This window comes from Acetatifactor muris (assembly GCF_024623325.1).
Classification (GTDB): domain Bacteria; phylum Bacillota; class Clostridia; order Lachnospirales; family Lachnospiraceae; genus Acetatifactor; species Acetatifactor muris.
Window position 1 is genome coordinate 44,290 of the sequence record NZ_JANJZD010000023.1, and the last position, 25,640, is coordinate 69,929.

Annotated in this window: 31 protein-coding genes; 11 read left to right on the forward strand and 20 right to left on the reverse strand. The window is 49.0% G+C overall.

Going from position 1 to position 25,640, the window contains the following annotated elements:
- Positions 1–330: 330 nt before the first annotated feature.
- Complete coding sequence (locus NSB25_RS19530) at positions 331–672, reverse strand: plasmid mobilization protein (protein WP_103241127.1); 342 nt, start codon at positions 670–672, stop codon at positions 331–333.
- A gap of 380 nt (positions 673–1,052) precedes the next feature.
- On the opposite strand from NSB25_RS19530, the gene NSB25_RS19535 reads away from it, so the two are divergent.
- The 7 genes from NSB25_RS19535 (at position 1,053) to NSB25_RS19565 (ending at position 5,205) form a co-directional block, all read left to right on the forward strand.
- Positions 1,053–1,391 carry a DeoR family transcriptional regulator gene (locus tag NSB25_RS19535; RefSeq protein ID WP_103241126.1) on the forward strand — a complete coding sequence of 113 codons (339 nt, stop codon included), beginning with the start codon at positions 1,053–1,055 and terminating at the stop codon, positions 1,389–1,391.
- Between the two features lie 44 nt (positions 1,392–1,435).
- Entirely contained in the window at positions 1,436–1,765 is a 330-nt protein-coding gene (locus NSB25_RS19540; RefSeq protein ID WP_103241125.1) for an HTH domain-containing protein, read from the forward strand.
- A 373-nt stretch (positions 1,766–2,138) separates the two neighbouring features.
- A complete protein-coding gene (locus NSB25_RS19545) occupies positions 2,139–2,456 on the forward strand; it encodes a hypothetical protein (protein WP_242982540.1) in 318 nt (105 codons plus the stop codon).
- 125 nt (positions 2,457–2,581) lie between these two features.
- On the forward strand, positions 2,582–3,238 hold the full coding sequence (locus NSB25_RS19550; protein WP_103241123.1) for a CHC2 zinc finger domain-containing protein: 657 nt from the start codon (positions 2,582–2,584) through the stop codon (positions 3,236–3,238).
- Positions 3,195–4,511: a DNA primase family protein gene (locus NSB25_RS19555; RefSeq protein ID WP_172455204.1), complete on the forward strand. Its 1,317-nt coding sequence runs from the start codon at positions 3,195–3,197 to the stop codon at positions 4,509–4,511. The genes NSB25_RS19550 and NSB25_RS19555 overlap by 44 nt, the downstream gene beginning before the upstream one ends.
- A 297-nt stretch (positions 4,512–4,808) precedes the next feature.
- Positions 4,809–5,006 carry a hypothetical protein gene (locus NSB25_RS19560; protein WP_103241122.1) on the forward strand — a complete coding sequence of 66 codons (198 nt, stop codon included), beginning with the start codon at positions 4,809–4,811 and terminating at the stop codon, positions 5,004–5,006.
- Entirely contained in the window at positions 4,999–5,205 is a 207-nt protein-coding gene (locus NSB25_RS19565; protein WP_103241121.1) for a recombinase family protein, read from the forward strand. The genes NSB25_RS19560 and NSB25_RS19565 overlap by 8 nt, the downstream gene beginning before the upstream one ends.
- A 48-nt stretch (positions 5,206–5,253) precedes the next feature.
- Here NSB25_RS19565 and NSB25_RS19570 read toward each other — a convergent pair whose 3' ends face one another.
- The 11 genes from NSB25_RS19570 to NSB25_RS19620 all read right to left on the reverse strand — a co-directional run bounded on the left by NSB25_RS19570 (position 5,254) and on the right by NSB25_RS19620 (position 13,364).
- Positions 5,254–6,930: a recombinase family protein gene (locus NSB25_RS19570; protein ID WP_257479300.1), complete on the reverse strand. Its 1,677-nt coding sequence runs from the start codon at positions 6,928–6,930 to the stop codon at positions 5,254–5,256.
- Between the two features lie 100 nt (positions 6,931–7,030).
- Complete coding sequence (locus tag NSB25_RS19575; RefSeq protein ID WP_257479301.1) at positions 7,031–7,198, reverse strand: transposon-encoded TnpW family protein; 168 nt, start codon at positions 7,196–7,198, stop codon at positions 7,031–7,033.
- A gap of 477 nt (positions 7,199–7,675) precedes the next feature.
- On the reverse strand, positions 7,676–7,936 hold the full coding sequence (locus NSB25_RS19580; RefSeq protein WP_103242673.1) for a helix-turn-helix domain-containing protein: 261 nt from the start codon (positions 7,934–7,936) through the stop codon (positions 7,676–7,678).
- Positions 7,917–8,357: an RNA polymerase sigma factor gene (locus NSB25_RS19585; protein WP_103242672.1), complete on the reverse strand. Its 441-nt coding sequence runs from the start codon at positions 8,355–8,357 to the stop codon at positions 7,917–7,919. Before NSB25_RS19585 ends, NSB25_RS19580 begins: the two co-directional genes overlap by 20 nt.
- Positions 8,358–8,831: 474 nt before the next feature.
- Positions 8,832–9,020, reverse strand: coding sequence for a cysteine-rich KTR domain-containing protein (locus tag NSB25_RS19590; RefSeq protein ID WP_103242670.1), 189 nt, complete (start codon positions 9,018–9,020; stop codon positions 8,832–8,834).
- 34 nt (positions 9,021–9,054) lie between these two features.
- A complete protein-coding gene (locus NSB25_RS19595; protein WP_103242669.1) occupies positions 9,055–9,777 on the reverse strand; it encodes an ABC transporter permease in 723 nt (240 codons plus the stop codon).
- On the reverse strand, positions 9,777–10,505 hold the full coding sequence (locus NSB25_RS19600) for an ABC transporter ATP-binding protein (protein ID WP_103242668.1): 729 nt from the start codon (positions 10,503–10,505) through the stop codon (positions 9,777–9,779). The genes NSB25_RS19595 and NSB25_RS19600 overlap by 1 nt, the downstream gene beginning before the upstream one ends.
- Before the next feature lie 99 nt (positions 10,506–10,604).
- Positions 10,605–10,931 carry a PadR family transcriptional regulator gene (locus NSB25_RS19605; RefSeq protein ID WP_103242667.1) on the reverse strand — a complete coding sequence of 109 codons (327 nt, stop codon included), beginning with the start codon at positions 10,929–10,931 and terminating at the stop codon, positions 10,605–10,607.
- A gap of 100 nt (positions 10,932–11,031) precedes the next feature.
- Entirely contained in the window at positions 11,032–11,802 is a 771-nt protein-coding gene (locus NSB25_RS19610) for an ABC transporter permease (protein ID WP_103242666.1), read from the reverse strand.
- A gap of 2 nt (positions 11,803–11,804) precedes the next feature.
- Positions 11,805–12,641: an ABC transporter ATP-binding protein gene (locus tag NSB25_RS19615; RefSeq protein ID WP_103242665.1), complete on the reverse strand. Its 837-nt coding sequence runs from the start codon at positions 12,639–12,641 to the stop codon at positions 11,805–11,807.
- Positions 12,642–12,719: 78 nt separating this feature from the next.
- The gene (locus tag NSB25_RS19620; protein WP_103242664.1) at positions 12,720–13,364 is read right to left on the reverse strand and encodes a TetR/AcrR family transcriptional regulator; all 645 of its coding nucleotides are present in this window, start codon (positions 13,362–13,364) and stop codon (positions 12,720–12,722) included.
- Between the two features lie 182 nt (positions 13,365–13,546).
- Here NSB25_RS19620 and NSB25_RS19625 point away from each other — a divergent pair, with 182 nt between their 5' ends.
- From NSB25_RS19625 to NSB25_RS19640, 4 genes are all read left to right on the forward strand, one after another.
- Positions 13,547–13,900, forward strand: a complete 354-nt coding sequence (locus NSB25_RS19625) for a helix-turn-helix transcriptional regulator (protein WP_103242663.1) — start codon at positions 13,547–13,549, stop codon at positions 13,898–13,900.
- 268 nt (positions 13,901–14,168) lie between these two features.
- Positions 14,169–14,498 (forward strand): plasmid mobilization protein, encoded by a 330-nt coding sequence (locus tag NSB25_RS19630; RefSeq protein WP_004081247.1) that lies wholly within the window; start codon positions 14,169–14,171, stop codon positions 14,496–14,498.
- On the forward strand, positions 14,459–15,808 hold the full coding sequence (locus NSB25_RS19635) for a relaxase/mobilization nuclease domain-containing protein (RefSeq protein ID WP_103242662.1): 1,350 nt from the start codon (positions 14,459–14,461) through the stop codon (positions 15,806–15,808). Before NSB25_RS19630 ends, NSB25_RS19635 begins: the two co-directional genes overlap by 40 nt.
- Positions 15,809–15,871: 63 nt before the next feature.
- The gene (locus NSB25_RS19640) at positions 15,872–16,123 is read left to right on the forward strand and encodes a helix-turn-helix domain-containing protein (RefSeq protein ID WP_103242661.1); all 252 of its coding nucleotides are present in this window, start codon (positions 15,872–15,874) and stop codon (positions 16,121–16,123) included.
- A gap of 177 nt (positions 16,124–16,300) precedes the next feature.
- Here NSB25_RS19640 and NSB25_RS19645 read toward each other — a convergent pair whose 3' ends face one another.
- From NSB25_RS19645 to NSB25_RS19680, 8 genes are all read right to left on the reverse strand, one after another.
- Positions 16,301–16,666: a cysteine-rich VLP domain-containing protein gene (locus tag NSB25_RS19645; RefSeq protein ID WP_103242660.1), complete on the reverse strand. Its 366-nt coding sequence runs from the start codon at positions 16,664–16,666 to the stop codon at positions 16,301–16,303.
- Entirely contained in the window at positions 16,663–16,875 is a 213-nt protein-coding gene (locus NSB25_RS19650; RefSeq protein ID WP_004607965.1) for a transposon-transfer assisting family protein, read from the reverse strand. Before NSB25_RS19650 ends, NSB25_RS19645 begins: the two co-directional genes overlap by 4 nt.
- On the reverse strand, positions 16,872–17,825 hold the full coding sequence (locus NSB25_RS19655; RefSeq protein WP_103242751.1) for a hypothetical protein: 954 nt from the start codon (positions 17,823–17,825) through the stop codon (positions 16,872–16,874). Before NSB25_RS19655 ends, NSB25_RS19650 begins: the two co-directional genes overlap by 4 nt.
- 3 nt (positions 17,826–17,828) lie before the next feature.
- Positions 17,829–22,118 carry a YodL domain-containing protein gene (locus tag NSB25_RS19660; protein WP_257479302.1) on the reverse strand — a complete coding sequence of 1,430 codons (4,290 nt, stop codon included), beginning with the start codon at positions 22,116–22,118 and terminating at the stop codon, positions 17,829–17,831.
- 239 nt (positions 22,119–22,357) lie between these two features.
- A complete protein-coding gene (locus NSB25_RS19665; RefSeq protein ID WP_103242736.1) occupies positions 22,358–24,448 on the reverse strand; it encodes a DNA topoisomerase 3 in 2,091 nt (696 codons plus the stop codon).
- Between the two features lie 15 nt (positions 24,449–24,463).
- Positions 24,464–24,652, reverse strand: coding sequence for a hypothetical protein (locus NSB25_RS19670; protein ID WP_004607959.1), 189 nt, complete (start codon positions 24,650–24,652; stop codon positions 24,464–24,466).
- A complete protein-coding gene (locus NSB25_RS19675; protein WP_103242735.1) occupies positions 24,649–25,368 on the reverse strand; it encodes a DUF4366 domain-containing protein in 720 nt (239 codons plus the stop codon). The genes NSB25_RS19670 and NSB25_RS19675 overlap by 4 nt, the downstream gene beginning before the upstream one ends.
- Entirely contained in the window at positions 25,361–25,639 is a 279-nt protein-coding gene (locus NSB25_RS19680; protein ID WP_009003586.1) for a DUF4315 family protein, read from the reverse strand. The genes NSB25_RS19675 and NSB25_RS19680 overlap by 8 nt, the downstream gene beginning before the upstream one ends.
- Between the last annotated feature and the right edge of the window lies 1 nt (position 25,640).

The following is a 25,640-nucleotide window of genomic DNA, read 5'->3' on the forward strand; positions in this document are numbered from 1 at the left end:
GGTAATTTTATGAAAAATATATAGCGCATGAGCTTAAGAATGGCGGTTTTATTTGAATGTAAAACTGCCATTCTTTTTTATAGACTATCAGTAAGGAAAAGATATGATTAGAAAAAAGCGAAAACTGTATACACACCAAAGACAAAAACAAAGAATAATTGCACACATAAAGGTGTACCGCAAGGAAGAAATAAACTTCACTGCGGTACACCTTTTTTAATGGTGCGAAATTTGTCTGATTTTGGCTTTTATTACAGTTTATCTGTTGCGTATTTATGTGAAAAATCTGGCTGGAACTATTCCCTTTCTGGAAGTGGATTCCGCTTGGGCTTACTGCTTCATGGAGGGCTGTTTTGAGAGCATGGATTTTTGTGTATCCCACACCTGTTTCATCGGCTTTTTCACTTCCTCCACATCGGCTTTATAGACGTTGCCTGTGGCGTTCATTCGCTTGGCGATCTGGTTTAAGTTGCCGCTGATTTTTCCGAGCGTGTAGTTGTATTCCCGCAGGTCTGAATAGTCAATGTCATAGACAAAGCCGTACAAAATCAGGCGGCGGAGGAAAGAGGATTTACTTTTCATGCCGGAGATTTTTACTTTCTGTTCCAGTATGTATTGCTCCTTGTCACTTAGATATATTTTCAGCTCATTTTTGCGCTCACGGTTTGCCATTTATTATCTCCTTTCCGTGTTGGATTTTTGAAAGGATTTTACACAATCTTCAATCCTGCTATGGGGGTTGTTCGTGCAAAAAAACAGTGAAAAAAATCAGAAATCCTGGCAGGAGATTTTATGATTTTTGAGCGTAGAGGGGGCTAGGGGGATTCTTCCCCTTACAAGCAGATTTTCCAGATTCCCGCTCCGGGGGGATTTGGGAAAATCGGAGCCTGTGAGGGAACACAGGCAGTGCTTGCTATTACTTCAAAGAGAAAGTTTCTGGTTTTAGCTGTCTGTAAGAAAAGGCAGAAATTTTTTTGAGGAACGTACCCATATACGGGAACTTCCTTTATCTACAATTAACATCACAAACAGCGGAGAAAGGGGGTGAAAAAATGTTAGACCACGCATTCCAGCGGCGGCGGGAAATCGAGCGTATGCTGCTGTCGGGGAAAAGGCTGACCGTGCCGAAGCTCATGGCTATGTACAGTGTCGGGAAGAACGCCATACGCAGGGATTTTGAAGTTATTGGTGAGGAACTTCCCGTGATTGCAAAGCAGGGATATAACGGCGGCTACTCCCTCATGGACGGGGCAGGAAAATACCAGAACTCCCTATCCCGTGAACAACTGGAATGCCTGGAAAAACTCGCTGTGGGATGTATGGGGAAAGACAGGGAAACCGTCCTGTCAATCATACATGAATTCGGGCCGTACTGTGAAAGGAATACATAAAAAATCCGGCAGTTTTCAAGCCGGGAAGTGAGGGGAGGTGCAGCATGGACACGGCACACCGGAGAATGGAAATCATCAGCATTTTATCTGTCAAAGGGCATATAACATCAAGGGAGCTTGCGTGGGAATTGGGCGTTACGATACGCACGATACACCATGATATTTTCGCATTGACTTTTGACTACCCGATTTATACAAAGCCGGGTTGTGGCGGCGGGGTTTTTATCACGCATAACTACAAGCCCTATACCAATACCCTCACAGAAACGGAGCTTGAAACACTGTGCAGGCTATATGGGAAAGCGGAGGGGAAAGAGAAGGAAATCCTGTTCCGGATTATCCATAAATACGGGGCGGACAAGCTGGAAATTTAACCGGGCAGACGGGCATACCTTATTTATGGTGCGGAGAGAAAACCGCAAGGTATACTGACAACTGAATATGGGCAATCCTGCAAGACGTATGAAACAGCCGAGCTGTGCCAAAGCACGCCATGACCGCCTGTACTGGACAGGCAAGAGCGAGAGATGTTTTAAAGCAAACAAGGTGTGGGAACCTTGCGCCATGACACTGTTTCCTGATAATGATACTTCCGTAAAACGGTCACAAAGATGATGGTGCGATTCCAATGTGGGCTTCCCTCCCAGAAGCTACTTGCGGGATATAAAATTTTGTAAAAACGGGGATTTTTATTGGCGGATGATACAAGAGGAAATGTTTCCCATACAGAGGGGAAAATCTATTATTTTGAACGGGCAGAGGATAAAGGCGTATGACATCAGGACAATCACCCTTGAGCAGTTCCGTATGCTGATTGCCTGCGGGAATGACAGGCACAACAACCAGATAAGGGTGACAAAAAGCGGCATGGTCTATCTGTCGGAGGATATCGTCGGCTCGGAGCAGCTTGAGGATGTTGCGCTTTGTTTTGAAACATTCAGCGCACATAACGGGTATGTCGGCGTGAAGGCAGCGGAGGACAACAGCCATGTTATCCCATTATACTACGCACTGATCGGGAACTGGCGGAAAGGGTGCAGCCATACTTATATAGACAGTTTTTAGATTTTTGGTTAAGTGAGAATGACTGTGGGCATTGTCCACTGATAATTGATTTACACAGCGTTAAGGCAGTTATGAACCTATTTGACAGGTTTGTAGCTGCCTTTTTTGCGTGCATGGAGGTTTCAATGAATGTATTTGAAGCGGTGAGGGAGAACGGCATTACCGCAAGGCAGGCGGCGGAGTATTGCGGGATAAAGATAAACCGCAGCGGCATGGCGGTCTGCCCGTTCCACAAGGACAAAAACCCGAGCATGAAGATTGATAACCGCTATTACTGTTTCGGGTGCGGGGAAAGGGGCGATGCCATTGATTTTGTGGCGAAGTATTACGGGCTTGGGAAGAAAGAAGCGGCGTTGCGGATAGCGTCGGATTTCGGTATCAGTTTTGAGGATAACAGGGGCAGGAAGCCGCCGCCAAAGCGGAAGCGGAAGCTGTCACCGGAGCAGAGGTTTGAGAGGGCGGAAAAGAAGTGTTTCCGTGTGCTTTCCGATTACCTGTGCTGTTTAAGGCAGTGGAAAGAACAATATGCGCCGCAGGAGCCGGACGGGGAATGGAACCCGTTATTCTGTGAAGCGTTGGAAAAGAAAGACTATATTGAGTACCTGCTGGATGTTTTATTGTGCGCTCCGCTACCGGAGCGTGTGCAGTTAGTGGCGGATTATGGAGAGGAAGTGTTGAAATTTGAAAGAAGACTGGAACAGTGTGCCGCCGGAGCAGAGGGCGGCGCTGGAAAAGACAATGGAGAAAATGGAGCAGGCGTCACAGCCGGAAACATGGTTTGACGGGAACAAGGTCAATGACGTGCTTTTCTGTGAGGATTTCCTCGCAGGACACCCTATGAAGTGCATACACGGCACTTTTTTTGACGTAAACGGGGCAATCGGGGATGCGGAGCAGATTAAAGCGGAGATATACTACAAGATTGCGCCTTATGTCACATCAGGCATCGCAAAAAAGGCGACAACGCTCCTGGATGCGCTGCGGATCAGGTGCTACTCCCCGCCGATACCCTACCAGACAGACCGTATCCATGTGGCGAACGGAACCTATTTCCTGTCGGGGGATTTTTCCTCACAGAAAGAGTTCTGCATGAACAGGCTCCCGGTGCGGTATGCGCCGGATGCGCCTGAGCCGTCACAGTGGCTTTCCTTTGTAGGGCAGCTATTAGAGCCGGAGGACATCATCACGTTGCAGGAATTTATGGGATATATGCTGCAGCCGACTACCAAAGGGCAGAAAATGATGATTGTCATAGGCAAAGGCGGGGAAGGCAAGTCACGCATCGGCAGGGTGCTGAGGGCGTTGCTCGGTGACAGCATGAACACGGGCAGCATACAGAAAGTGGAGGTTGACCGCTTCGCAAGGGCAGACCTTGAATGGAAACTGCTGATGCTTGATGATGACATGAAGCTGGAAGCCCTCCCGCAGACGAACAACATCAAATCCATAGTGACGCTGGAAGATAAAACGGATTTGGAGCGCAAGGGCAGGCAGAGCGAGCAGGGGTATCTGTGCGTGAGGTTCATCTGCTTCGGGAATGGCAACCTCGGTTCACTGTATGACCGTTCCTACGGCTTTTTCCGGCGGCAGATTGTCCTCACTGTCAAGGAGCGCAAGCCGGACAGGAAATACGACCCGTTCCTCGGAGAGAAGCTCATTGCTGAAGCTGAGGGCATATTCCTATGGTGTCTTGAGGGGCTGCACCGCCTGATTGACAACGGGTACAGCTTCACCATAAGCAAACGGGCGGAGGACAACCTGACAAAAGCCATGCAGGACGGGAACAACATCATCGTATTCATGCAGTCGGAGGGCTATATCCGGCTTGAGAAAGGCACACACGCCACGTCAAAGCAGCTTTACGGCGCATACGGCCAGTGGTGCGAGGACAACCTTGAAAAGCCTTTGGGGGAGCGCAGTTTCTCCAACTTTTTACGGCAGAATGAGGATAAATACAAACTGACCTATACCAATAATATCGCACTCGGAAACGGAAAGACCGCAAGGGGGTTTAAGGGTATCCATGTAAAAATGCGGACAGGGGAAAGGCATTAAGACGCAACGGACGCTTAGACGTGTAAATCGCCAAATCCTTTTTATATATACATACGGCTATGGGGGATTCCCTGTTATATATATAAATTCTTTTAAATTTAAAATAGAAAAAGAAGTGTCTTAGCGTATAAAGCCAGGAAATACAAGGGTTCGGGCGCATTTTGGAAGCGTCTATATTACGTCCTTTCAAAGCGTCTGTTATCCGGCAGAGTAATTTTACACCTTGCCGGGCGTTTATTTTTCAGGGCAGGGCACGGAAAACATCTGATATTAGAGTGAAATTTGGAGGGAATATATTTGAATAAAACAAAACTTATCGTGACAAGGGTATTTGACAGCAGGAGAACGCCGCAGGATGCGTTTGTGAGGGCAATATTAAATTCCGACAAAGAGGAAAAGTGCTTGCAGGCATCGTGGGATTCCGATATAATAGAAACCGAAGAACCACTTTGCAGTTCACCAGCTTTTTCCTGGAAGGGAGAAGCGAATGGGTAGGACTACATACAAAACAGCACCAAAAGGCGGGTTATATACCCGATTGTCCGTTGATGACGGCATCACGGACAGGGAAAGCAATTCCATAACGAGCCAGAAGCAGATGCTCATGCAGTACGCACAGTACCACGGGATAGAGGTTGTGGAAACCTACGTTGACGACGGTTGGAGCGGTACGAATTTTGTTGAGGTAAGATAACGATACCTTTTTTGCAGAGGGTGTTATCTTACCTCTTTTTGATGTATGTTAGATAGCATAACTCTTTACGTCGGCTCCTATCTGTCTGAAATAGGAGATACTTTCGGTAGGCTTATCGCCTGTATCAACTCTGCCGACAAAGCTATAAAAGATTTCGATTTTGCGGGTGTTCGTTTCCTTATCCAGTTCGTGAATAAGAATACGGTCAATAAATTCATGGACGTTTTCGTAGGTCAGTTCGGTAATGGCGGTGTACTTGCGTACCAGTGCGACAAACCTTTTCACGTCCGCGCTACGCTCGGTGGCGTTGTCGATTTCCTGTGACAGCTCCGCAATCCTCCGGGTCAGCGTCTTTTTTTCTTCATCATAGCCGGAAGTCAGAAAAGCAAACTGTTCATCTGAAAGTTTTCCTAAAGCGTTATCCTCGTAGAGCTTGCGGAATAAGATGTTCAGCTCGTTCATACGGTTCTGCGCCTTGTCAAGCTCTTTCCGCTGCTGTGTCAACGTCTTTTGTACTGCCTTTGCGCTACACTCGTTAGCGGTTTCGATAAATTCCTGTTCATGCTCTTTCACATAAGACGTTACGCGCTGCAAGTCTGCAAGGACAAGTTCTTTCAATACGCTTTTGCGGATATAATGCGTAGTGCAGAGCATATCATTTCTTGCCCGGTTGCGGTAGTTGCCGCAAGTGTAGGCGTGTTTCCGTTCAAGCGTCCCGGCTCCGCGTACTGCATACATTTTGTAGCCGCAGTCCCCGCAAAAGAGAAGCCCGGAAAACAGGTCGATTTCATCAACCTTTGTCGGGCGGTGCCGGGTGGCAATCCGCTTCTGTGCAAGCTCAAAGGTTTCTTCATCAATTAAAGGTTCGTGAGTGTTGGGGAAGAAATACCGTTTTTCCTCCGGGTTCTTCTTCGTCTTTTTCGACTTATAAGATACCTTGTAGGTTTTCCCGGTTATGGTATGCCCTAAATACTCTTTCCTTGTCAGAATGTCGTACAGCGTTTTATCCGGCCAGTTGTACCATGCGTTGAGCTGTGGGCGGGGGTGGCGGTTGCTTCCTGTTCTGCGGTAGCGCAGTTCCCCGACGGTCAGTATTTCATTGTCCCGCAGCCAGTTCTGGATTTCACACATACGGTCGCCCCGTACATACATTGCAAAAATCTGTTTTACGACGTGCGCCGTTTCCGGGTCGGGTATCAGATGATTGCGGTTATCCGGGTCGATAAGGTAGCCGTAAGGGGCTTCGCCGTTGACGCGCTCGCCTTTCTGCGCCTTTGCCTGTTTGACAGCCCGGATTTTCTTTGAAGTGTCGCGGGCGTAAAACTCGTTGAACCAGTTCCGCAGAGGGGTAAACTCGTTATCTTCCCTCGCTGTGTCTACACCGTCGTTAATGGCAATGTAGCGCACTTCGTATTCGGGAAAGACAATCTCTATCAGCTCCCCGGTTTTCAGATAATTACGTCCCAGACGGGAGAGGTCTTTTGTTATGACGGTCGCCACGTTCCCGGCTTCAACTTCGTGCAGCATGGCTTGAAGCCCCTCACGCTCAAAGCTCACGCCGGAAAATCCGTCGTCTACGAAAAAGCGCGTGTTGAAAAAGTGGTGTTCGTCAGCATACTTCTGTAAAATCAGCTTTTGGTTCTGTATGCTCTCGCTTTCCCCGGCCTGCATATCTTCCTGGCTCAATCTGCAATATAAAGCGGTAATCTTGTCTGTCTGTAACATTTTGTCCTCCTTTCCGACGACAGACAAGCATGGTATTTGTACTGTCTATATTATACCACATACCGCTGCCTGTGTCATGTATAAAATGTGAAGAAACGCCCTATTTCCGGGCGTTTGCGGTGTTCAGCTCCATATCTTTGCGAATGAGCTTTTTTATCTTTTTATCCAGTGTGTCCGTCGCGTGTTCACTTGCGGACGAACATATAAGGTAAGTAACTTTTCCGATTTTATGCTCCGTTGTGGTAACGGGCGTCTGGTTTTGCGTCAAAGAAAATCCCCCTTTCTTTCGCAAACATATAATACAGTCTATGAATAGCAGCAAGTCCACTATTCAAGAAAACAAAGGCTTTAATCGGACGGTTATTAGCATAACCTCATGGGAATTTCACCCCGGCATGGTTCTCATGCAGCCCTACCCATTGCCTGCGACGCTCTTAACGCTCGGACTGTGGCTGTAAGGAAGTATCATTGTATATTCTGCGTGTCGTCGCCCGCAAGCCGCTACACTTGCTTTCCGGCGCGGTGTTGGTCGCTCGTCTGTCCGGGCGGGAATACTCCTGCCGGGATAGCGTCATGGCGCACCCGCCGTATGGCTCGGCGCAAAAGGAACGTATCCGATTTGCCCTATGCTGCGTCGCCGTTATCTTGCGCCGCTTTCTTTTTCAAGGTTCAGAATGGCTGTGCTGCCCGCGTCAGCAACGGAACGGAAAAGGGGGTGAGAGAAAGCGTCCCGCCGCCGCTGCGGTTATTCCTCTGTCCTAAAGGTGAGGACAGCCATCATCAGTTTTGCTTGCAGCCGTTCCCGAATGTCGTGGTCTACGCCGAAATAGACGTTCCCGCGCTCGTCGTACAGCTTCCGCATGGAAAGGCGGGCTATGTAGCCGCTGAAATGCTGCAAGACAATCTTCATGGCGTCCGGGTCGCCCTTTGTCGCTGCCACAATGACAGGATAGGGAACAAGGGCTTTTTCCGGGTAGCCGGGTTCGTTACCATTCGTCCCATTCATCAGCATTTTCCTCCAGATATTTTCTTAATTTCTCAAAAGAGCTTGTCCGCCTGTACTGTATCGTGCTTCTCGACGTATTGAACAGCTCCGCAATCTCGGTATCGTTCATTCCCTCGAAGTAATACAGCAATATGGCTTTGCGCTTTTCTTCCGGCAAAGTACGGATTGCTTCAAGAAGCAGCTTCGGCGTGATTTTCTTACCGGCTTTCTCAAAGACGGTTTCGGCGGTTTCCCGTTTGAAATATTCATCAAACGTATGAAGCTGTCGTGTTTCGTCTAAGGTCATGTCAGAAAAGGTCACTTCCTTTGCCTTGTGTCTGCGAAGCTCTCTATGAGTGTCGCACGCTTCATTGTGCAATACCGTATTACAAAACTTCTGAAAAGCACACTGTTTGTAAAACTCCTTGCTATTAGGTTCCACATTCTCACCTCCTTTCTCGTTGGAAAGTTGGTGGTGCTTCCCCCTTTTCGCGGGGCAATACGGCGGTTTTCAAAAACGCCGAAGATTTTTTGAAATTTCTTCAAAAAATTTTTTGAGCAGCAAAATACGCCTGTCCGAAAAGCCCGGACAGGCGCAAGGGTATTGTAAAAAGTATTCAGATGATTAGACAGTTCATATTCAAGGGTAGAGAGGTTCCCGGCGGTGGTCGGGCTTTTTTTGATATGTCAATGACCGTCGGATTTTGTCGATACGCTTTGCGCTTCATGGCGGCTACCTCCTTTTAGCCGCCGTATCTGTTGGCGTTTGTGGCGTCATTTCTTTTTAGAGGATAGAAAGAAACGGCAGCCTTGATTTATTCAAAGCCGCCACTGATAGACAGGGTAATGAGTTTATAGAAACGGCTTAATATTGGGGGATATAAAGAGAGCCGACAAACTGCGATTACTCGCAAGTTTATCGGCTCTGCGTCTGTGCGTCTGGCTCTTTAATAACTGACATATTCAGTTGCTTTACATTGATAAGCGTTTCCTGTTTACATTTCGGACAGAACAATGGGAAGTTTTTAAGTATCGTGTCGCCGCGTATCTTTACCCGCGTTTTGTTGCCGCATATCGGGCATAATAACCATTGTTCAGCTATCATAGAAAATCCTTGTTTTCCGTCCAAGTTGAAAGTGTTACACCTCCATAGTGCTGATTTTTTTAGAGAGTGCTTTTGTCAAAACGAAAGCAACTAATATACTTGCCGCCGCAATCACAAGAACAATAACGCTGTTAAATATCCCTCCTGCTAAAAGGATTTCAGACGCAAAGCTACCGAAAACACATGAAACAATCACGCCCACTATAATTGTTACAGAAGCGGATTTTTTCCAATATCCAAACCACAAAGATATTACCGCCAATGCAGCAGCTATTATAGAGTAAGCAATAAGCGATATTGCAATCCCGAATAGCGTTGACATTGTTATAGCTTCTTGACAAATAGGAACAAACGCTTCGGTGGTAAAGAATATTGCAAAAGTAATCACGCCGCTAAACAGCATGGAAACAAATGTAAACAAAAATACAGTTATAACTTTTGCCAATAATACTCGGCTTCGCTTAACAGGGTATGAGAAAAGCAAAAAAACTTTTTTGCTTGCATATTCTTCAACAATAAATCTGTTATACATTGCCGACGATAAGATAGAAAAGCAAGCCGTAGCAACAACTAACGATAAGGTGGCTATGCCGTTATATGTAATAAATATCTGAACATCTGTATCAGAAGCGTCAAGATGTGGTATTGCAGCAAATAAGTAAACAAGACCTAATACTGCAACTGTAATTAAAAGTCCCGCAGTTATGTAGCCTTTCAATCGGTTACGTTTAATTTCAAGTTTTATCAAATTCAACATTATCTTTCCCCCTCTTTCACAATCGAAATGAAATATTCTTCAAGGTTAAATGAGCTGTCTTTTTTCAATTCCTGCAATGTCATTTCCCGCACAATCACACCATTTGAAATGATACCGATTTTATCCGCTATATGTTCTACCTCAGATAAAATATGACTTGAAAAAAGAATAGTTATTCCGTCCTTTTCTACAAGGCTTTTGAATAAATCACGCATTTCACGAATACCTACGGGGTCAAGCCCATTAACAGGCTCGTCCAGTATAAGCAGTTTAGGCTGATGTACCATTGCACGTGCAATAGCCAAACGTTGCCTCATACCAAGTGAAAACTCCGAAACGGGCTGATTGCCAACGCTCTGCAATCCAACTTTGGATAAGGCCGTTTCCGTATCGGCTTTTTTAACACCCATATAGGCAAGATGTATGTTTAGGTTTTCTCTTGCTGATAAATGTTCGTAAAAAACAGGAACATCAATCATACTGCCGATATGCCGTAATATATCAGCTTTCTGTACTGTAACATCTTTTCCTAATACTTGAACCTCGCCCAAAGTAGGGGTTAATAAGCCGGTTAGTATTTTGAACATAGTTGTTTTTCCTGCTCCATTGATACCCAAAAAGCCGTATATTGTTCCTTTTTCTACGGTTAATGAGCATTTACGAAGCACCTCATTTTTTCCAAAGGATTTGCATAATCCTTTCGTGTGAATGGCTTGTTCTGTTGACATTAGATTTCCTCCTCGTATTTTGAATATTGTATTGCCTTTTCCCGCTCCGCAGACGGCACATCACCAGGCAGAGCCGACAGTTTGCTCATAAATTCTGTTCTATCCATTCCTTAAACATCCCTCAAAGATACCGTTCAATTTGGCAGAATACCGATACCACTCGCTAATATACGGATTAAGCTGTGTTCTTCCTTTCTCCGTAATCTTGTAGTAACGTCTGTTGCGCCCCGCACATTCCATATCATACGCTTCCAGACACTCATCTTTCTGTAACCTGCGCAGAACTGAATACAGCACAGATTCAGAAATTTCAATGACCTGCCGCACCTCCTGTGTAATCTTATACCCGTATGTACCCTCTGGCTCATGGGATATCATAGCCAGCACAACGGCATCCAGCAATGCCGCGCCTGTGTTAAAAACCATGCAATATACTCCTTTCCTGTTTTTATATATCTCATAAAGTTCTCTCCATATGTGAATCTATAAAGCTGTTATAAAAAAATATGTAAAAGGTATAATGTGCCTATGATAGTCTGTGCTTATAAACTTGTGCTGCTGCGCTAAACGCAATTATAATTATTGCTATGCACCAAGCAAGAGCTATCCACAAGCTGTTCCCCAAAGGCAAGCCAAGCGTCAAGGCACGAATACTGTCAATAATCGGTGTCATAGGTTGTATTTCTGCAAACCACCTAATACCGCCGGACATGGTATCAGTAGGAGCAAAGCCGGAACTGATGAAAGGCAAAATAAAGAGTGGGAACATTAGACCACTGGAGCCTTCCGGCGATTTTGAAATTAGTCCACATAGTACAGCAAGCAATGAAATCGCAATGTTTACTAAGATAAGCAAGGCTACAACAATAAGCCAATCCACAAAGCTGCTATGTGGCCGAAAACCAAGGACAAAGGCGGTAATGATGATTACGGTGCTTGAAATTGTATTTCTCACTACGCCCGCACCAGTATGACCTATCAGTACGGCAGATTTTGAAATTGACATAGAACGGAAACGGTCTATTATGCCTTTTGTCATATCTGTTGCGACGTTCATTGCCGAGTGTTGAGAGGCCTGTCCAAGACTTTGCATAATAATTCCCGGCACAATAAAATCAATGTAGTTTAGGCTTCCCACATCTGCTATATTCCCAAATACCGTTCCAAACAAGAGCATTAAAAAGAATGGTGTTATTGTTGCCATTAACAATGCTTCGGGGTTTCGCAAAGAAATAAGCAGGCAGCGTTTAAACATTATCCAAGAGTCAAGAAATGATATACTTTTGAGTTTATGCACGATTATTTTCCTCCTTTTTCATCAGTCAACGTTAAAAACACTTTTTCCAAAGAGGGGAGTTTTTGCTCAAAGCTGTCAATCGTTATACCGTTCTCATTTAATAATGCCATTGCTTCGGCTGCTTGTTCTTCACTTTGAAAATTGAGTTGGGCGCCGCGCTGCGGCATTATTGTTTTTAGGTATTGCGGTGTCCCCTCTGCAAGTATCTCACCACCATGAAGAATGGCGATATAATCCGCAAGATATTCTGCTTCTTCCAAATACTGTGTAGTAAGGAATACCGTTGTTCCTCCGGCAGCTAATTCTTTTACTAAATCCCACATAGCGATACGATTTTGAGGGTCAAGCCCAGTGGTGGGTTCATCAAGAAAAATAATTTGTGGCTTTCCCATAAGGCTCATGGCTATATCTAATCTGCGACGCATACCTCCAGAATAAGTAGATACTTTGCTGTCTGCTGCGTCCTGCAAATGGAAGAAAGCCAACCACTCATTCACCTTATTTTTGACATCGTTCAGACGTTTAAGCTGTCCGATAAGGTTTAGATTTTCTCTACCCGTCAAAACTTCATCTACCGCTGTGAATTGCCCTGTCAGACTAATGCACTCACGCACATAATATCCTTGACGAACCACATCAAAGCCGTTAATGGTTGCTTTGCCGCTGTCCGGCTTCATCAATGTAGAAAGGATTTTTACGACAGTTGTTTTCCCTGCGCCGTTTGAGCCGAGCAGAGCAAAAACACTGCCTTTACGGACAGTAAAGCTAACATCTTTCAAGACGTGATTTGCCTTATAAGATTTTTTTAATCCCGATACGTCAATCATAGTTTCTATCATGTTATCCTCCTTCAATACATACGTATGTATGTTTTTGGTCTTAATTTAACTGCCTATATGGGCAGTTAAATTAAGACTTTATTCTATTTCAAATTCGTGTTTGCCTATTTCGTCCAGAAGCTCTTTCATTTCTTTATCCATAAAGGGTACGCCCAACACTTGTCCCAACTGTTCGAGAAATGATACTTTATCGGAATACTCATTGTAAGATACTTGAAATGTAAAAGGACTTAACCATGAAGCAATCAGCATAGAGATAACTTGCGCTGTTTGCTTTGGGTATTTTACGGAAATCGAACCGTCCGTATTTCCCTCAATCAACAGTTTTTCAACGTAGGGAGCTACTACATTTACTTGCGTAAGCATTTCGTTCTTAAAGACAACAGGGCTATCTGATAGTTTTTTCATTTCTGCTCTTAAACTATCGCTCATATCCAAACGGGGCGTGAGGTCAAGTTTGAATACAAACCTAAGTTTTTCAAGGGCGTTTAGCTCTTTCTGCCTGTTAGCAAGGACAAACGGATTGTTGTCATTAAAAGACTTATACATAACGCCGGAAATCAATTCTTCACGTGATTTGAAGTAATGATAAAATGCTCCGCGAGTTACGCCAAGCTCCTTTACAACATCTTCAACATTGACATTTTCTAATCCCTTTTCGGCAAAAAGACGTGTGGCTGTTTCTAATATCTCCTGTTTCGTTTTTTTATCAGAACGTGGCATACAATCACCTCCAAAACATACGTATGTATGTTTTGCCTATTATAGCTCTTATTCTTTGCGTTGTCAATAGACTTCAAGGAAAAGGTTACAAGTATATATGCTCTATTTTGGCTAACTGATAGAACTGTGTAGACATATCCAAGAAGAAAGGGGAACAGTAAAATGTAAGAGGGTGAATAACTATGGCAAAAAGACCAGTACCACGATACGACTTTAAGGCTTTTGGTGAAGCAATCAAGGCAGCGCGTGAGGGGCGCAAGGAGAGCCGCAAGAAAGTAAGCGACGAAATGTTTATCTCGCCGCGCTACCTTGCGAACATTGAGAACAAGGGGCAGCACCCAAGTTTACAGATTTTCTTTGAGCTTATGCTCCGCTACAATATCTCCGTAGACCAGTTCCTTTTGGAAACGCCGCCGGAGAAGAACACGCAGCGGCGGCAGCTTGACGCGCTCCTTGACGGTATGAGCGATACAGGCATACGGATTGTGACCGCAACGGCAAAAGAGATAGCGGAAGTCGAAACAGAGGGCAGATAAGATGTGTCCGTCAAAACTGAACAGAGTATAGAGAGCGTTGTAATCTTTTTTTGAGATTGCAGCGTTTTTCTTTTGCGGAAGTTTGGCAAAATCGCTTTTTCTCCGTAGTAGGGGATAAGAGCCTAAAGGATAAAAACATTCGTAGCAAGCATAGGAAGCGGGTACCCACTTCCGTATTTTCCCCCTCCCGCGCTGCGGCGCGTCGGTTGAAAATGGCTTGTTGGGAAGTGTCCCAAACCCTCGGAACGGAAAGGAAAGGAGCGAAGCAATGGACGGACGGAAAAGGACGGTGCAAATCAAATTCAGAGTGACGGAAGCGGAACGGGATTTAATACTGGAAAAAATGAAGCTCGTACCCACCCGGAACATGGCGGCATATCTGCGGAAGATTGCCATTGACGGGTACATCATTCAGATAGACCACAGCGACATTAAGGCAATGACCGCAGAGATACAGAAAATCGGGGTCAACGTCAACCAGATAGCACGCCGCGTAAACGCGACGGGAAACGCATACCAAGAGGATATAGAGGAAATAAAGGGGGTGCTTGCGGAGATATGGCGGTTACAAAGATTAAGCCTATTAAAAGCACTCTAAGCAAAGCCCTTGACTATATCGAAAACCCGGACAAGACGGACGGAAAAATGCTCATATCCTCTTTCGGCTGCTCCTATGAAACGGCAGATATTGAGTTTGAATATACCTTGTCCCAAGCACTTCAAAAGGGGAACAATTTAGCCTTTCATCTGATACAGTCCTTTGAGCCGGGGGAAGTCGATTATCAGAAAGCCCATGAAATCGGAAAGCAGCTTGCCGACGCGGTAACAAAGGGGCAGCATGAATATGTACTCACGACGCACATTGACAAAGGACACGTCCATAACCATATCATTTTCTGCGCGGTGAATTTTGTAGACCACCACAAATACAATTCCAACAAAAGGAGCTATTACGGCATACGGAACATGAGCGACAAGCTGTGCCGGGAGAATGGTTTGTCCGTCGTCGTTCCCGGCAAGGGCAGCAAGGGAAAGAGCTATGCAGAGTACCAGGCAGAAAAGACGGGTACAAGTTGGAAAGGCAAGCTGAAAACCGCTGTTGACGCGCTTATCCCCCAAGTTTCCAGTTTTGAGGAATTGCTAACGCGGTTACAGGCGGCGGGCTATGAGATAAAGCCGGGGAAATATGTGTCATGCCGCGCCCCCGGACAGGAACGCTTCACCCGCCTTAAAACCCTCGGCGCAGACTATACAGAGGAAGCCATAAGGGAACGGATAGCGGGCAAGCGCACCCGGACCGTCAAAGCTCCTAAACAGCAGCGCGGCGGCGTCAGTCTGCTTATCGACATTGAGAACAGCATCAAGGCGGCGCAGAGCCGGGGCTATGAACAGTGGGCGAAAATCCATAATCTGAAACAGGCGGCAAAGACTATGAACTTTCTCACCGAAAACAAGATTGAACAGTACGCGGATTTAGTCAGCCGGATCCTGGAAATGGCAGCGGAAAGCGGACAGGCGGCAGACGCATTGAAGAACGCCGAAAAGCGGCTTGCGGAAATGGCGGTGCTTATCAAGAATGTTTCCACCTATCAAAAGACAAAGCCTGTCTATGACGCATACCGCAAGGCAAGGAACAGGGAGAAGTACCGCGCCGGACAGGAACAGGCAATTATCCTCCATGAAGCCGCCGCAAGGTCACTGAAAGCGGCGGGCATTGCGAAGCTCCCGAACCTCGCCGCGCTGCAATCGGAGTATGAAGCCCTCCAAGCGCAGAAAGAAGCCCTTTACGCCGACTATGGAAAATTGAAAAAGAAAGTCCGGGAATATGATATTATCAAGCAGAACATTGACAGCATTTTACAGGCAGACAGACAGCCGGAACGGGAAAAAGAAACAGAGCGTGGATAAGGATAGCAAAATCCCCGCCGCTGTGCTATGATAGGGCTATCAAAAAGCAGAGGAGCGTTGAACATGGAAAACCAGAAAATGCCGGAATATGAAACCATACGCGCCGCCGTTGCCGGGGAAAATTGGGCGGTGGAGAAAGTCGTGGAGTGCTACAAGGACGAAATCGACAGGCTATCGACGGTAGCGGTCAGACAGCCGGACGGAAGCACGAAACAGGAAATCAACGAAGATATGCGCCAGTCTATCACAAAGAAGCTGATAGAAGCCCTCCCGCAGTTCCCACTTGAAGAAATGGAAAAGGGAAATGTCAGATAGGCAAAAAAAGAACAGGACGCGGAAGCCAGTATATGACTTCCGCGCCCTGTCTTTTTATGGGTGCTGTTTTCGTGAATGTTACGCAGTAGAACGCCATTTTCGGGGGTAAAGGTATAAAGTATCGCCTGTCCGATTTTCACGCGCGGAAAGCCCTGTAAATCAAGGGGTTTTCCGCGCCTACTGCGTAACAGGGGCGCGGCTTTTCCTCATGCGCTCGGCAGCTTGTCGGCGGGTGATACGCTTCCGGCAGACGGGGCAGTATTTGACACTGTTAGAGGTTGACGCAAAGAACGCGCCGCACTCGGTACACTTCTTCTTATCCCCTGTCTGGTAAAGCTCCGCATAAAGCAGCCTGTCGGCGGGAAGCACCGCAACCCGGAACCACTTGCAGAGAAGCGAATAGGAAATGAGCTGCGGACAAACGCACTCGTCCCCGTCGTCCAGTAAGATACAGTTCCCGTTATCATAGTTGCAGCACGTCCGGCGCACAAGGGCGTTGACTTTCCGGCTCTGGGGCGGCGTCAGCCGCTTAACCCCGTTCATACTTCATCAGCGGCGTAAATGGGAAGCTCTGCAAATTCCGCTTCGGTCAAAGCGTCCACTTTGGAAAGGGTGCGCTTTGCAAGCTCCCGCATATCCGCGTCCATGTAGGGCAGCGCGGCGTTGACATTCTCAATCAAAGCCCGCTTGCCGCCCTCGTTGTAAATGCTCAAAAGGTTTGTTTCTTCAACAGTCAGTCTAATCATGCTCATACCTCCATATCGTGATTTTTTGTTTTCGCCGCCGCCTTTTTCGGGGCGGTCTTTGCCTTGTCCGCTTTAAGCTGCGCCCGGATAGAGGGGCGGGGCTTCCTTATCTCCCTGTCCCGGTTCTCCCCCTTGTCAATCAGCGCATACGTCCCATGTCTGCCCTCGATTTTGGAAAAGGAAAGTGTCTTGTAGGGCAGCATGGAGAAAAGGCGGTCAGTGTCCTTTGTGGCTGCAAGCCGCATGAACGCCGGGGAAAGCTCTGCCATGAAATGGGTCTTGTTGGGGCTGTTCGGCTCATAGTGCCGCTTCATTTCCCGCACAATGCGCCGCGCTTCCGTTTCAATCAGCCCGTCCCGCAAGGCTGTGATATGCGCCTTGAAGTCCCCCGGTGAAAGCTGCTCCCGGCTGCGCCGTTCTTCCTGTAAGAGCGATTGCAGCGCGTCCGGGTCGTTGGGTACGGCTTCAAAGCGTTCAAACTTCCCAAGCTGCGGGTCGGGATTGCCGTTGAAGAACCGCCCGGCGGGTATCTCCCGTTCCCCACGCTCATAAATCAGCTTGACCGTATCGGCGGGCAGCTCCTTTTCCTTGACGCGCTCATAATGTTTGGCATAGTCCAGTTCGTACAGGTTGCCCTTGATTTTCCCGCGCTCCGTTCCCATCAGCTCGATTGCATAGGCAAGAACGCGGTCGCTTGTCTGCTCCATGTAAAAACGCCATGTGTTGTGGGGCGCGGTATCTTTGAGGAAAACGTCGCGCTCCCGGAAGCAATGCGTCCCGGACGGGCGGCAGAACCACAAAAGGGTCTTGTCCTCCTTGCGGGGGCTTGCCGCCGCCTTTGCGATAATCTCTTTGTCAATCTCTAAATCGCTCTGGTAAAATCCTGTGTTCTGCTTCATAACCGCATTGAGGGAAGCGAACAAATCCACGTTTTCAAATTTATTCTGTTTTGGCATGGGTCAGCTCCTTTCCAAATCCTGCGATTTCTGCTTTGCGTTTTTCTTCTGCGCCTTTTCCTTGTCAGCCCTAAGCTGCGCCCGGATAGAGGGCTTCTTTTCCGGCTTCGTTTCCTTGCCGCGCTCTTTGTCGGCTTTGACCGCGTTAGCCAGGTCAACAAGGGAAATCTGCTCGCCCGCCTTTACCTTTGCTTCGAGTTCGTCAACGGTAGGGGTGTTGTTGATGATACCGTCAATCATGTTTTCGTTCTGCTCCGCGCTCTGCTCGGCGGCTTTCAGCGGATTGTCCCGCTGCGGCTGCTCGGCGGCAACGGCAAACGCCCGCGTCCCGTTCCCCATAATCAGATACTTTCCGTCGTCCGACTGGTGGTGAAAGCCATATCCGGCGGCTTCTATCTGCTCCCGGCTCATGGCGGTTACATGGAAAGTCCCCCTCGGTGTCTTGACAGTTTCGCCCGTTTCCAAGTCGTCCGGGGTAAGCTGTTTCTGCTCCTGTAAAAACTCCGGCACTTCCTTATAACCGAAGCTGTCAACGTAATGCGCGGTGTCCTGTCCGTTCTGATGAAGCACTACCACGTCCGAAACGGAAAGGCTGTGTCCCTTAAAATCTTTGGGGTGGTCGATATTGAAGCGGGTGTAAATATCTTCAAGGGAAGTTTCCGGCGCAAGGGGCGCGGAATAGACAAGTTCATAGTTCGCTTTGTCAACCACATTCCCCGCCGCCTGCAGGCGGTCGTAAGGCTCAAAGCGGAAGTCCCTTGTTTCGTCCCCGCCCTTTATCTGGTAAATGGAAAAGGTGTCTTTGTCCTGTCCGGCGGTCTGCGCCGTTTCCTGTGCCTTTGCGTAAAGTTCTTTTACCTCTGCCTGTGTCAGTTCCCCAGCGTTCAGTTGCCCCATAAGCTCGCGGCATTTTTCGGGTGTGCCGATATACAGAACGTCGCCTATTTTGGCTTTCCCGTCCTCCTGTGGAACGTATGCTTGCAGAATAGAAAGATTTTCCCGGCTGTCGCTTCGGGGGTTCGCGTGTACTTGATAGATGTACTCCTGTGGGGGCTGCGCCTGTGCCGCTTCCTTTTGGCTGCGGATATGCTCCCGCAGTAAATCAGTGGGCTTTTCCCCGGTAAGGGGCTGAATGGATTTCACATAATCTGCCGCATAATAGGCATTATTGGTAAGCTGCCGCTGCCATGCCCCGGCTTTGGGCGACCACCGAAAACCGTTGCTTTTCAGTTCTTCCCGCGTCGCTTCGTCGGGCTTCCCGTCAAAGAAGATTTGCAGACGGTTCGCTTCGGTGTTGGCTTCCATGCTACCGCCCTCAAACTCCCAACCGACAAAACCGATTTCCTTTGTCTGTGAGAGGGATTTAATGCGGTCTTTGACGCGCCGGATTTCTGCGTTGTTGTTGGATAACGCCCACGACGCAAAGGGCTTGTCCCCTAAATGCCACTGGCTCGACATATCCGCTTTCAGCTTTTCAAGCTGCTCCGGCGGCAAATGCGGGCAACCGTCAAGGGTCTTATGCTTGCGGTAATAGGCGTTGACTGCTTTCATGGTTTCCTGTGATTTTTCCAGTCCCGCAAGTTTCTTTTGAAGTTTCTCGACTGCTTGCGGGTCGTCCGCGCTGATACCGCCCATTCCTGTACTGCGGATTTTATCAAGCAAGCCCTGTATGTCCCGGTATTCCTGCATATTCCGGTCAGTGGCGGCGTTCTGCTTTTCTTTCTTCCTTGTGGGGAAGTTGGAACCTCCGGCAATCAAGATAGAGGGAACGCGCCCCGCAATTTCATAGCCCTTGTTCATATTCGCCGCCAGTTTCCGGGCATAAGTGTCAAGCAGACTGTCAATCTTTTCATGGTACATAGGGTCAACACGTTTTTTCTGCCGTTCCGCGATTTGTACGGCTTCGTCAATGTAGCTGCGGTATTCTGCCGTTGCGCTGCCCGGTTTGTAATCGTAAAAGCTGTTCATATCCTTTGCGCGGCGGGCGGCGGTTTCATTGATAGAATAGTAAGGGGCAGCGGGCGGCGTTTCCTGTGTCCCGGCTTCGGGCTGCGTGGCTTCGCTGCGGGTTTCCTGTGGCGCGTCTGCCTGTTCCTGTGGGGGTGTTTCCGGCTGTTCTGGCGCGGAGATTTCCGGCTGCTCTGTGACTGCTTCGGGCTGCGGCTGTTCCTGTGCCTGTCCTTTCGTCTGCTCCTTTTGGATTTCTGCAAAATGCCCGTCAATGGTTTCAATCAGCTTTGCGGCGGTGCTTTTGATGGTTTCAAGAGAGCCTTTCAGTTCGGAAAGCTCCCGCCCGCTGCTCCACCCGGCGACGTAGCCGAAAGAATAGTCCGACGTGTCAAGCCCGTAATGTTGGCAGACGGTGTAAGCGATACTTTCCGCCTGTACCTCGCGGGTGCGGCGGTCTGGGCGTTCCGGCGCGTCGATAGCGGTATCATGCAGCGTCGCATGGGCGATTTCATGGATAGCGGTTTTGATGTTCTGTAATTCGCTCATGCCCTCGTTGATGATGATTTTTCTTTCCTCATAGTTGCAGCGTCCTTTTACGTTGCCTGTCAGTTCGTCAAAGCCAACGGCAAAGGGCGACGTTTTTTCAAGGGCGGCGAAAAAATCCGGGTACCGTTCCACATTGCCCGTCAGCTCGGTGGCAAGGGTGGGAAGCTCCTTTCCCTCGGTCTGCGCTACGTCAAAGACAGAAACGACGATAAATTTCGGTATCTTGATTTCCTGTACTTCGGTGACGGGCTTCCCGTCCGCGCCGATTATGGGCTTCTGTGTGTCCGGGTCAAGTTTTTCAACCTGTTTGCGTATGGTCTTTTCAGTAGGGGCGATAATCCGTATGCCCTTTTCATGTGCTTTTACATGACGCTCGATAAGCGGGTCTTTCCATGCGTTATAGCCCATGACATGGGTAGCGTCTGGGGCTTGCATGGCGATTAAGACAGTGTTCCGTAAGCTGTACGTCGGAAACTTTGACATGACGCGCAGATAGTCCGCATAGCGTTCACTGTCAAACAGTTCTGTAATGCCGCGCTCCAAATGGGCGGCAATCTCTTTCAGCTTCCCGTCGGAAGTGTCCGCAGTAGGGATAATCGGGATAACCGGGCGCGGCTCGGCGGCAAGGGCGGGCTGCGCTGCGGAAGTGTCAAAATCTTCTTTTTCCGGGTCGGGGCGTTCTGGCTGCGGGGGCTGCGGCGTTACCCGGTATTCCTCCGGCACGTCGCGCCCGTCGTACCATTCTGTAAAGGTGTTGCGGTTGTTGTAGATATAGCCCTTTTCGGTAAACATACCGTCGTCGTTAATGGAAGCGTCCCGCCCGTATTCCTCATACATGAAATACCGTTTCACTTCGTCGGATAGCTCCGGTTCTTCCAGTTCATCAACCAGATAATGCCCGTATTCTTCTTCACTGTGGACGGACGGATAAAGCCAGTAGCAGTCAAGGTTTTGTGCAAGGTTGATGATGTCCTGTAAGCTGTCGGCATGGTCGCCGTATTCAATGGCTGCAATGAATTTCTCCCGGTCGTCGTCAAACTGCATTTCCAAGAGCTTCCCTAAATAGTTCAGCTCGTCGGGGTGGGAATACTCGCTTAAATGTTCCGTCAAGCCGGGGATAGAGGATTGAAATTCTGTGAAATGCCATTCCTCGTAGTGCTTGAAGTCAATCCCGATACGGTCAAAGACTTCTTTCAGATGTTCGGCAGTCGTGGGGAACGTCACCCATTCGCCCGCGGGTCTGCCCTCGGTGTACTTCCCAAGATTGGAAAGATAGCCGCTTAAAATCGGTTCTGCCATTTGTTCGCTCCTTTCTTCGTTCATCATGCGGTGCATAAGCTCAAAATCTTCAATGCTCATGCTCCCGTCAAATACATAGGGGTTAAAATCCTCCCCGTCCCGGTAGGGCTTTTCGGAAAAGGGAAGCCCCGCTTCATGGGCTGAGGCTCTCGCTTCCTCGATAACCTCCGGGGGAAGCCTGTCGTCATGCGCCCCGATAAAACCGTCAATGTCGTTCATGCTGTTTTCATAGTGGTAGCGCACTCCGGCGGTCAGCTCGTCAAGGCTCATGTCCTCGCCTAAATGCCCGCAGTAATAACCGTTTAAGATAACGGCGGCGGGGTCGGTGCTTTTGATTTCCTCTAACCGGCTCCTGTCCTCCGGGTAGAGCGTATCGTCCATATCAAGATGAAAATATTCCGCGTTCCATGAACGCCCCTGTTTCCAGAACGCCACCCATGCGATACCGTCCCTAAGCTCGTCTTGATAGTCCTTTACGGTGTCCCGTAAACTTGCCATAGTGAAAAACCTCCTTTCTCTGCGGCAGCGTCATAAGCTGCATTTTTGGGCTGCATGGTCTACTACGGGTACGCCCGCATTTCTGCCAAATATTTTTGAAAATTTTTAGAGGGTGAAGCCCTCCGCAAAAGAGGGTTTGGGAAACTTCCCAACAAGCAAAATCCCCGTCCGGCGCGTCAGCGGCAGGACAGGGATTTACGGAAGTGGGTACCCGCTTCCTATGCTTGCTATTCAAGTTTTTAGTTCTTCCGCACTTCGATACGGTAGTTGACGTATTTCCCGCCAGTATCGGCTAAAACGATAGTTCCGTCGTAGGTCTTGCCTGTTTTCGGGGAATAGAGCTTTTTCACATTCGCCTTGCCGGATTTAAGGAGCGCGGCGGCAATCTTCGCAGAAAAAGCGGTCTTGCGTTCCTCAAAGAAACGGTCGTTCTTCCACATGACAAAGGCACATTCCCTGTTGCTGCAATAGTAGTTTTTCTTTCCCTCATGGACGGGGGAACCGCACCGGGGGCATTTGCCAATAGAGGGCTTTTCCTCTCGGAACAAATCCTTTTTCCCGTCCAGTGCGGCGGCGTGTGTCTGCACAAGCTCCCGCGCCATAGCTTCAATGCCGGACAGAAATTCGCCGGGGTCTGCGGCTCCCTTTGCTATCTGCGTCAGATTGTTTTCCCATTCTGCGGTAAGCTGCGGGGAAGTGAGCATATCCGGCAAGATTGATACAAGGGCGGCTCCGTTCTGCGTGGGGATAAGCTGCTTGCCTTTGCGCTCTGCAAAGCCGCCCTTTACCAGCTTTTCAATGACGGCGGCGCGGGTGGCGGGAGTGCCAAGCCCCCGGCGTTCCGCATCCGGGTCGGTGTCCCCGTTCCCGGCTCGCTCCATAGCAGAGAGAAGCGACGCTTCGCTGTGGGGCTTCGGCGGCGTTGTGGTATGCTCCGTTACCTTTGCGGCGGGGTTAGAAAAGCCCTGTCCCTCGGAAAGTTCCGGCAGCGTCACGCCCTCATTTTCCCCGTCCTCCGGGTCGGGCTTATCTTTAAGCGTCGCCCGGTATCTGTGTTCAATCCCTTTCCAACCGTCGGAAAGCACCGTCTTTCCCCGCGCCGTAAACTTTGTATCAGCGCATGAGAAAACCGCCGTAACCGCTTCAAAGATATGCGGCTCGGCGGTGGCAAAGAGCAGACGCGCCCCCGCAAGGGTAAGAATATTTTTCTCGCTTTCCGGCAGCGCGTCCGGGTCAGCCTTTGCAAGCTCCATAGTGGGAATGATTGCGTGATGGTCTGATACTTTTTTACTGTCTGATACCTTTGCAATATCCGGCGTGAAGCCCGCGCCCGCCATAAAGGGGAGCTTTTCGCAGAGCAGCGTGATAATGCCCGCTGCGGTGCCGCCCATGTCGTCAGTAAGAAAGCTGCTGTCCGTCCTCGGATAAGTAAGGAGCCGCTTTTCATAAAGGGCTTGTGCAAGGTCAAGGGTCTGCTTCGCGGTGTAGCCAAAAATGCGGTTCGCTTCCCGCTGCAAAGAGGTAAGGTCAAAGAGCTTCGGCGGGGCTGCGGTTTTCTTCTCTCTGGTAAGGGAAACGCATACCGCCGTTTCTGTTTCGCAAGCCCCTTTCAGCGCGGCGGCTTCTGCCTTGTCTGAAATCCTTTCGCTTGCCGCTTCCGCGCCGGATAAATCAAGGCGCACATGATAATATTTTTCTTTCTGGAAATGGGAGATAGCCGCGTCCCGGTCGGTGAGCATTTTTAAGGTCGGGGTCTGGACGCGCCCCACGTTCAAGGTCTTTCCATACAGGCAGGAGAAAAGCCGGGTGGCGTTAATGCCGATAAGCCAGTCAGCCTTTGCGCGGCAGAGGGCAGACGCAAAGAGCGCGTCATATTCCCGCCCGTCTTTGAGGGAAGCAAAGCCCGCCTTAATCGCCCCGTCCTCCATTGAGGAAATCCACAAGCGGCGCATAGGCTTCTTGCAGCCCGCCGCTTCGTAGACAAAGCGGAATATCAATTCGCCCTCGCGCCCCGCGTCACACGCATTTACCACTTCGGAAACGTCGGCGCGGTGCATAAGCTCTTTTAGGGTTTTGAATTGCTTCCCCTTGTCCGGGTCAACGGCGTACTGCCATTCCTCCGGCAGAATGGGTAAGCTCTCAAAACTCCATTTTTTATATTGCTCCCCGTAGGCGGCAGCTTCCGCAAGCTGTACCAAATGACCGACGCACCATGAAATGAGGCAGCCGCCGCCCTCGATATATCCGTCTTTCTTTTCCTTAACGCCAAGCGCGGCGGCGATAGTCTGCGCCACGCTCGGCTTTTCTGCAATCACAAGTCTAAGTGCCATGAAAAAATCCTCCTTTCAGCGTTCCGGCTCGCTTGCCTTTTTCTCCTGTACCTGTTTCAGACAGTAGCCCACACAAGGGAGCTGCCCTTTGTACGGACAGGAAGCGCAAGCCGGGGAATGGGGAACGGGCGGCGCATTGTCACGCCGCCCGCCCGGTCTTTGAATCATCATCTTTTCAAAGGGATTGTCGGTAAACAGGGTCATGCTTCCTCGTCCTCCTGTTCTTCATCAGAAAGCCCGTCCCCCTCGTCCGGCTCCGGCTCGTCCTCGTCGTAATCGTCAAAATCGAAATCTTCAAGGTCGGTGTCGCCCTTGACGTTTTGCTTCGGCTTCATAAACTTAAAATAATAGAACGCGCCCCCGCCGCCAAGAAGTGCCACGACAAGGAAAAGCACAAGCCCGCCCGTATTGCCTTTTTCTTTGGGCGGCTCCGTTGGTTCTTCGGTTTCCGGCTCCGCTTCCTTGCCGCTGCAAGCGGTCATGTTGTCCTTGCAGACGGGGCAGCTCACATTTACTTTCCCGGCTTCGCATTTCTCGGTGCAACTGCAAACGGCGGGCGGGGCTGTTTCGGTGCTTCCGTCCTCCATAAGTGCTAAGAGGTCGGCTTCGTCCACTTGATTAAGGAAATGTACGGTGTCCTCGCCCTCGTCGTCCCGGTCAATGAGGATATAAAAGTAATTGCCGTTTTTGGTTGTTACGGTGATAAGCTGCTTGTTGCCGCCGAAATCGTCTACAAGGGTCGCGTTCCCGTCCGGGGTGAGGGGTTCTTCCTTTTGGGGTTCCTCGTAGACAACGCCGCTGTCATTGGTAGCGTCCTCGCCCTCCGGGGTCTGTGCAAAGGCGGTGACGGAAAAGCCGCCCATACAGATAAATGTGGTAAGCAGCACAAAAAAGCTGCGGATAAATTTGCTCTTATTCATTCTCGGTGTCCTCCATTTCTTCGTTGTCATGGTCTGCGGGTTCTGCGGGGTAGCCCGGCGCGGCTTCCATGCCCGGAATACCGCCCCCGGAAAGCATAGCGGAAAGCTCATGCGGGGAAAGGCGCATGGAGCGCACAAGCTGTACGATTTGCAGGTTTTCCGCTTCGGTTTTCTGCGCTTCAAGCCCCCTTAATTTATTCTGGTACTCGGTGATTTTCTCGCGGGTCTTTGCAATCTCCTTGTCGATACGTTCAATTTTGTTCATAGCCATA

Excerpts from the sequence above, each read along its gene's own strand:
- NSB25_RS19530 (WP_103241127.1), bottom strand. The coding sequence starts at position 672 with ATGGCAAACCGTGAGCGCAAAAATGAGCTGAAAATATATCTAAGTGAC.
- NSB25_RS19535 (WP_103241126.1), top strand. The coding sequence starts at position 1,053 with ATGTTAGACCACGCATTCCAGCGGCGGCGGGAAATCGAGCGTATGCTG.
- NSB25_RS19540 (WP_103241125.1), top strand. The coding sequence starts at position 1,436 with ATGGACACGGCACACCGGAGAATGGAAATCATCAGCATTTTATCTGTC.
- NSB25_RS19550 (WP_103241123.1), top strand. The coding sequence starts at position 2,582 with ATGAATGTATTTGAAGCGGTGAGGGAGAACGGCATTACCGCAAGGCAG.
- NSB25_RS19555 (WP_172455204.1), top strand. The coding sequence starts at position 3,195 with ATGGAGAAAATGGAGCAGGCGTCACAGCCGGAAACATGGTTTGACGGG.
- NSB25_RS19565 (WP_103241121.1), top strand. The coding sequence starts at position 4,999 with ATGGGTAGGACTACATACAAAACAGCACCAAAAGGCGGGTTATATACC.
- NSB25_RS19570 (WP_257479300.1), bottom strand. The coding sequence starts at position 6,930 with ATGTTACAGACAGACAAGATTACCGCTTTATATTGCAGATTGAGCCAG.
- NSB25_RS19580 (WP_103242673.1), bottom strand. The coding sequence starts at position 7,936 with ATGAATGGGACGAATGGTAACGAACCCGGCTACCCGGAAAAAGCCCTT.
- NSB25_RS19590 (WP_103242670.1), bottom strand. The coding sequence starts at position 9,020 with ATGATAGCTGAACAATGGTTATTATGCCCGATATGCGGCAACAAAACG.
- NSB25_RS19595 (WP_103242669.1), bottom strand. The coding sequence starts at position 9,777 with ATGTTGAATTTGATAAAACTTGAAATTAAACGTAACCGATTGAAAGGC.
- NSB25_RS19600 (WP_103242668.1), bottom strand. The coding sequence starts at position 10,505 with ATGTCAACAGAACAAGCCATTCACACGAAAGGATTATGCAAATCCTTT.
- NSB25_RS19605 (WP_103242667.1), bottom strand. The coding sequence starts at position 10,931 with ATGGTTTTTAACACAGGCGCGGCATTGCTGGATGCCGTTGTGCTGGCT.
- NSB25_RS19615 (WP_103242665.1), bottom strand. The coding sequence starts at position 12,641 with ATGATAGAAACTATGATTGACGTATCGGGATTAAAAAAATCTTATAAG.
- NSB25_RS19620 (WP_103242664.1), bottom strand. The coding sequence starts at position 13,364 with ATGCCACGTTCTGATAAAAAAACGAAACAGGAGATATTAGAAACAGCC.
- NSB25_RS19625 (WP_103242663.1), top strand. The coding sequence starts at position 13,547 with ATGGCAAAAAGACCAGTACCACGATACGACTTTAAGGCTTTTGGTGAA.
- NSB25_RS19630 (WP_004081247.1), top strand. The coding sequence starts at position 14,169 with ATGGACGGACGGAAAAGGACGGTGCAAATCAAATTCAGAGTGACGGAA.
- NSB25_RS19635 (WP_103242662.1), top strand. The coding sequence starts at position 14,459 with ATGGCGGTTACAAAGATTAAGCCTATTAAAAGCACTCTAAGCAAAGCC.
- NSB25_RS19640 (WP_103242661.1), top strand. The coding sequence starts at position 15,872 with ATGGAAAACCAGAAAATGCCGGAATATGAAACCATACGCGCCGCCGTT.
- NSB25_RS19645 (WP_103242660.1), bottom strand. The coding sequence starts at position 16,666 with ATGAACGGGGTTAAGCGGCTGACGCCGCCCCAGAGCCGGAAAGTCAAC.
- NSB25_RS19650 (WP_004607965.1), bottom strand. The coding sequence starts at position 16,875 with ATGAGCATGATTAGACTGACTGTTGAAGAAACAAACCTTTTGAGCATT.
- NSB25_RS19655 (WP_103242751.1), bottom strand. The coding sequence starts at position 17,825 with ATGCCAAAACAGAATAAATTTGAAAACGTGGATTTGTTCGCTTCCCTC.
- NSB25_RS19660 (WP_257479302.1), bottom strand. The coding sequence starts at position 22,118 with ATGGCAAGTTTACGGGACACCGTAAAGGACTATCAAGACGAGCTTAGG.
- NSB25_RS19665 (WP_103242736.1), bottom strand. The coding sequence starts at position 24,448 with ATGGCACTTAGACTTGTGATTGCAGAAAAGCCGAGCGTGGCGCAGACT.
- NSB25_RS19670 (WP_004607959.1), bottom strand. The coding sequence starts at position 24,652 with ATGACCCTGTTTACCGACAATCCCTTTGAAAAGATGATGATTCAAAGA.
- NSB25_RS19675 (WP_103242735.1), bottom strand. The coding sequence starts at position 25,368 with ATGAATAAGAGCAAATTTATCCGCAGCTTTTTTGTGCTGCTTACCACA.
- NSB25_RS19680 (WP_009003586.1), bottom strand. The coding sequence starts at position 25,639 with ATGGCTATGAACAAAATTGAACGTATCGACAAGGAGATTGCAAAGACC.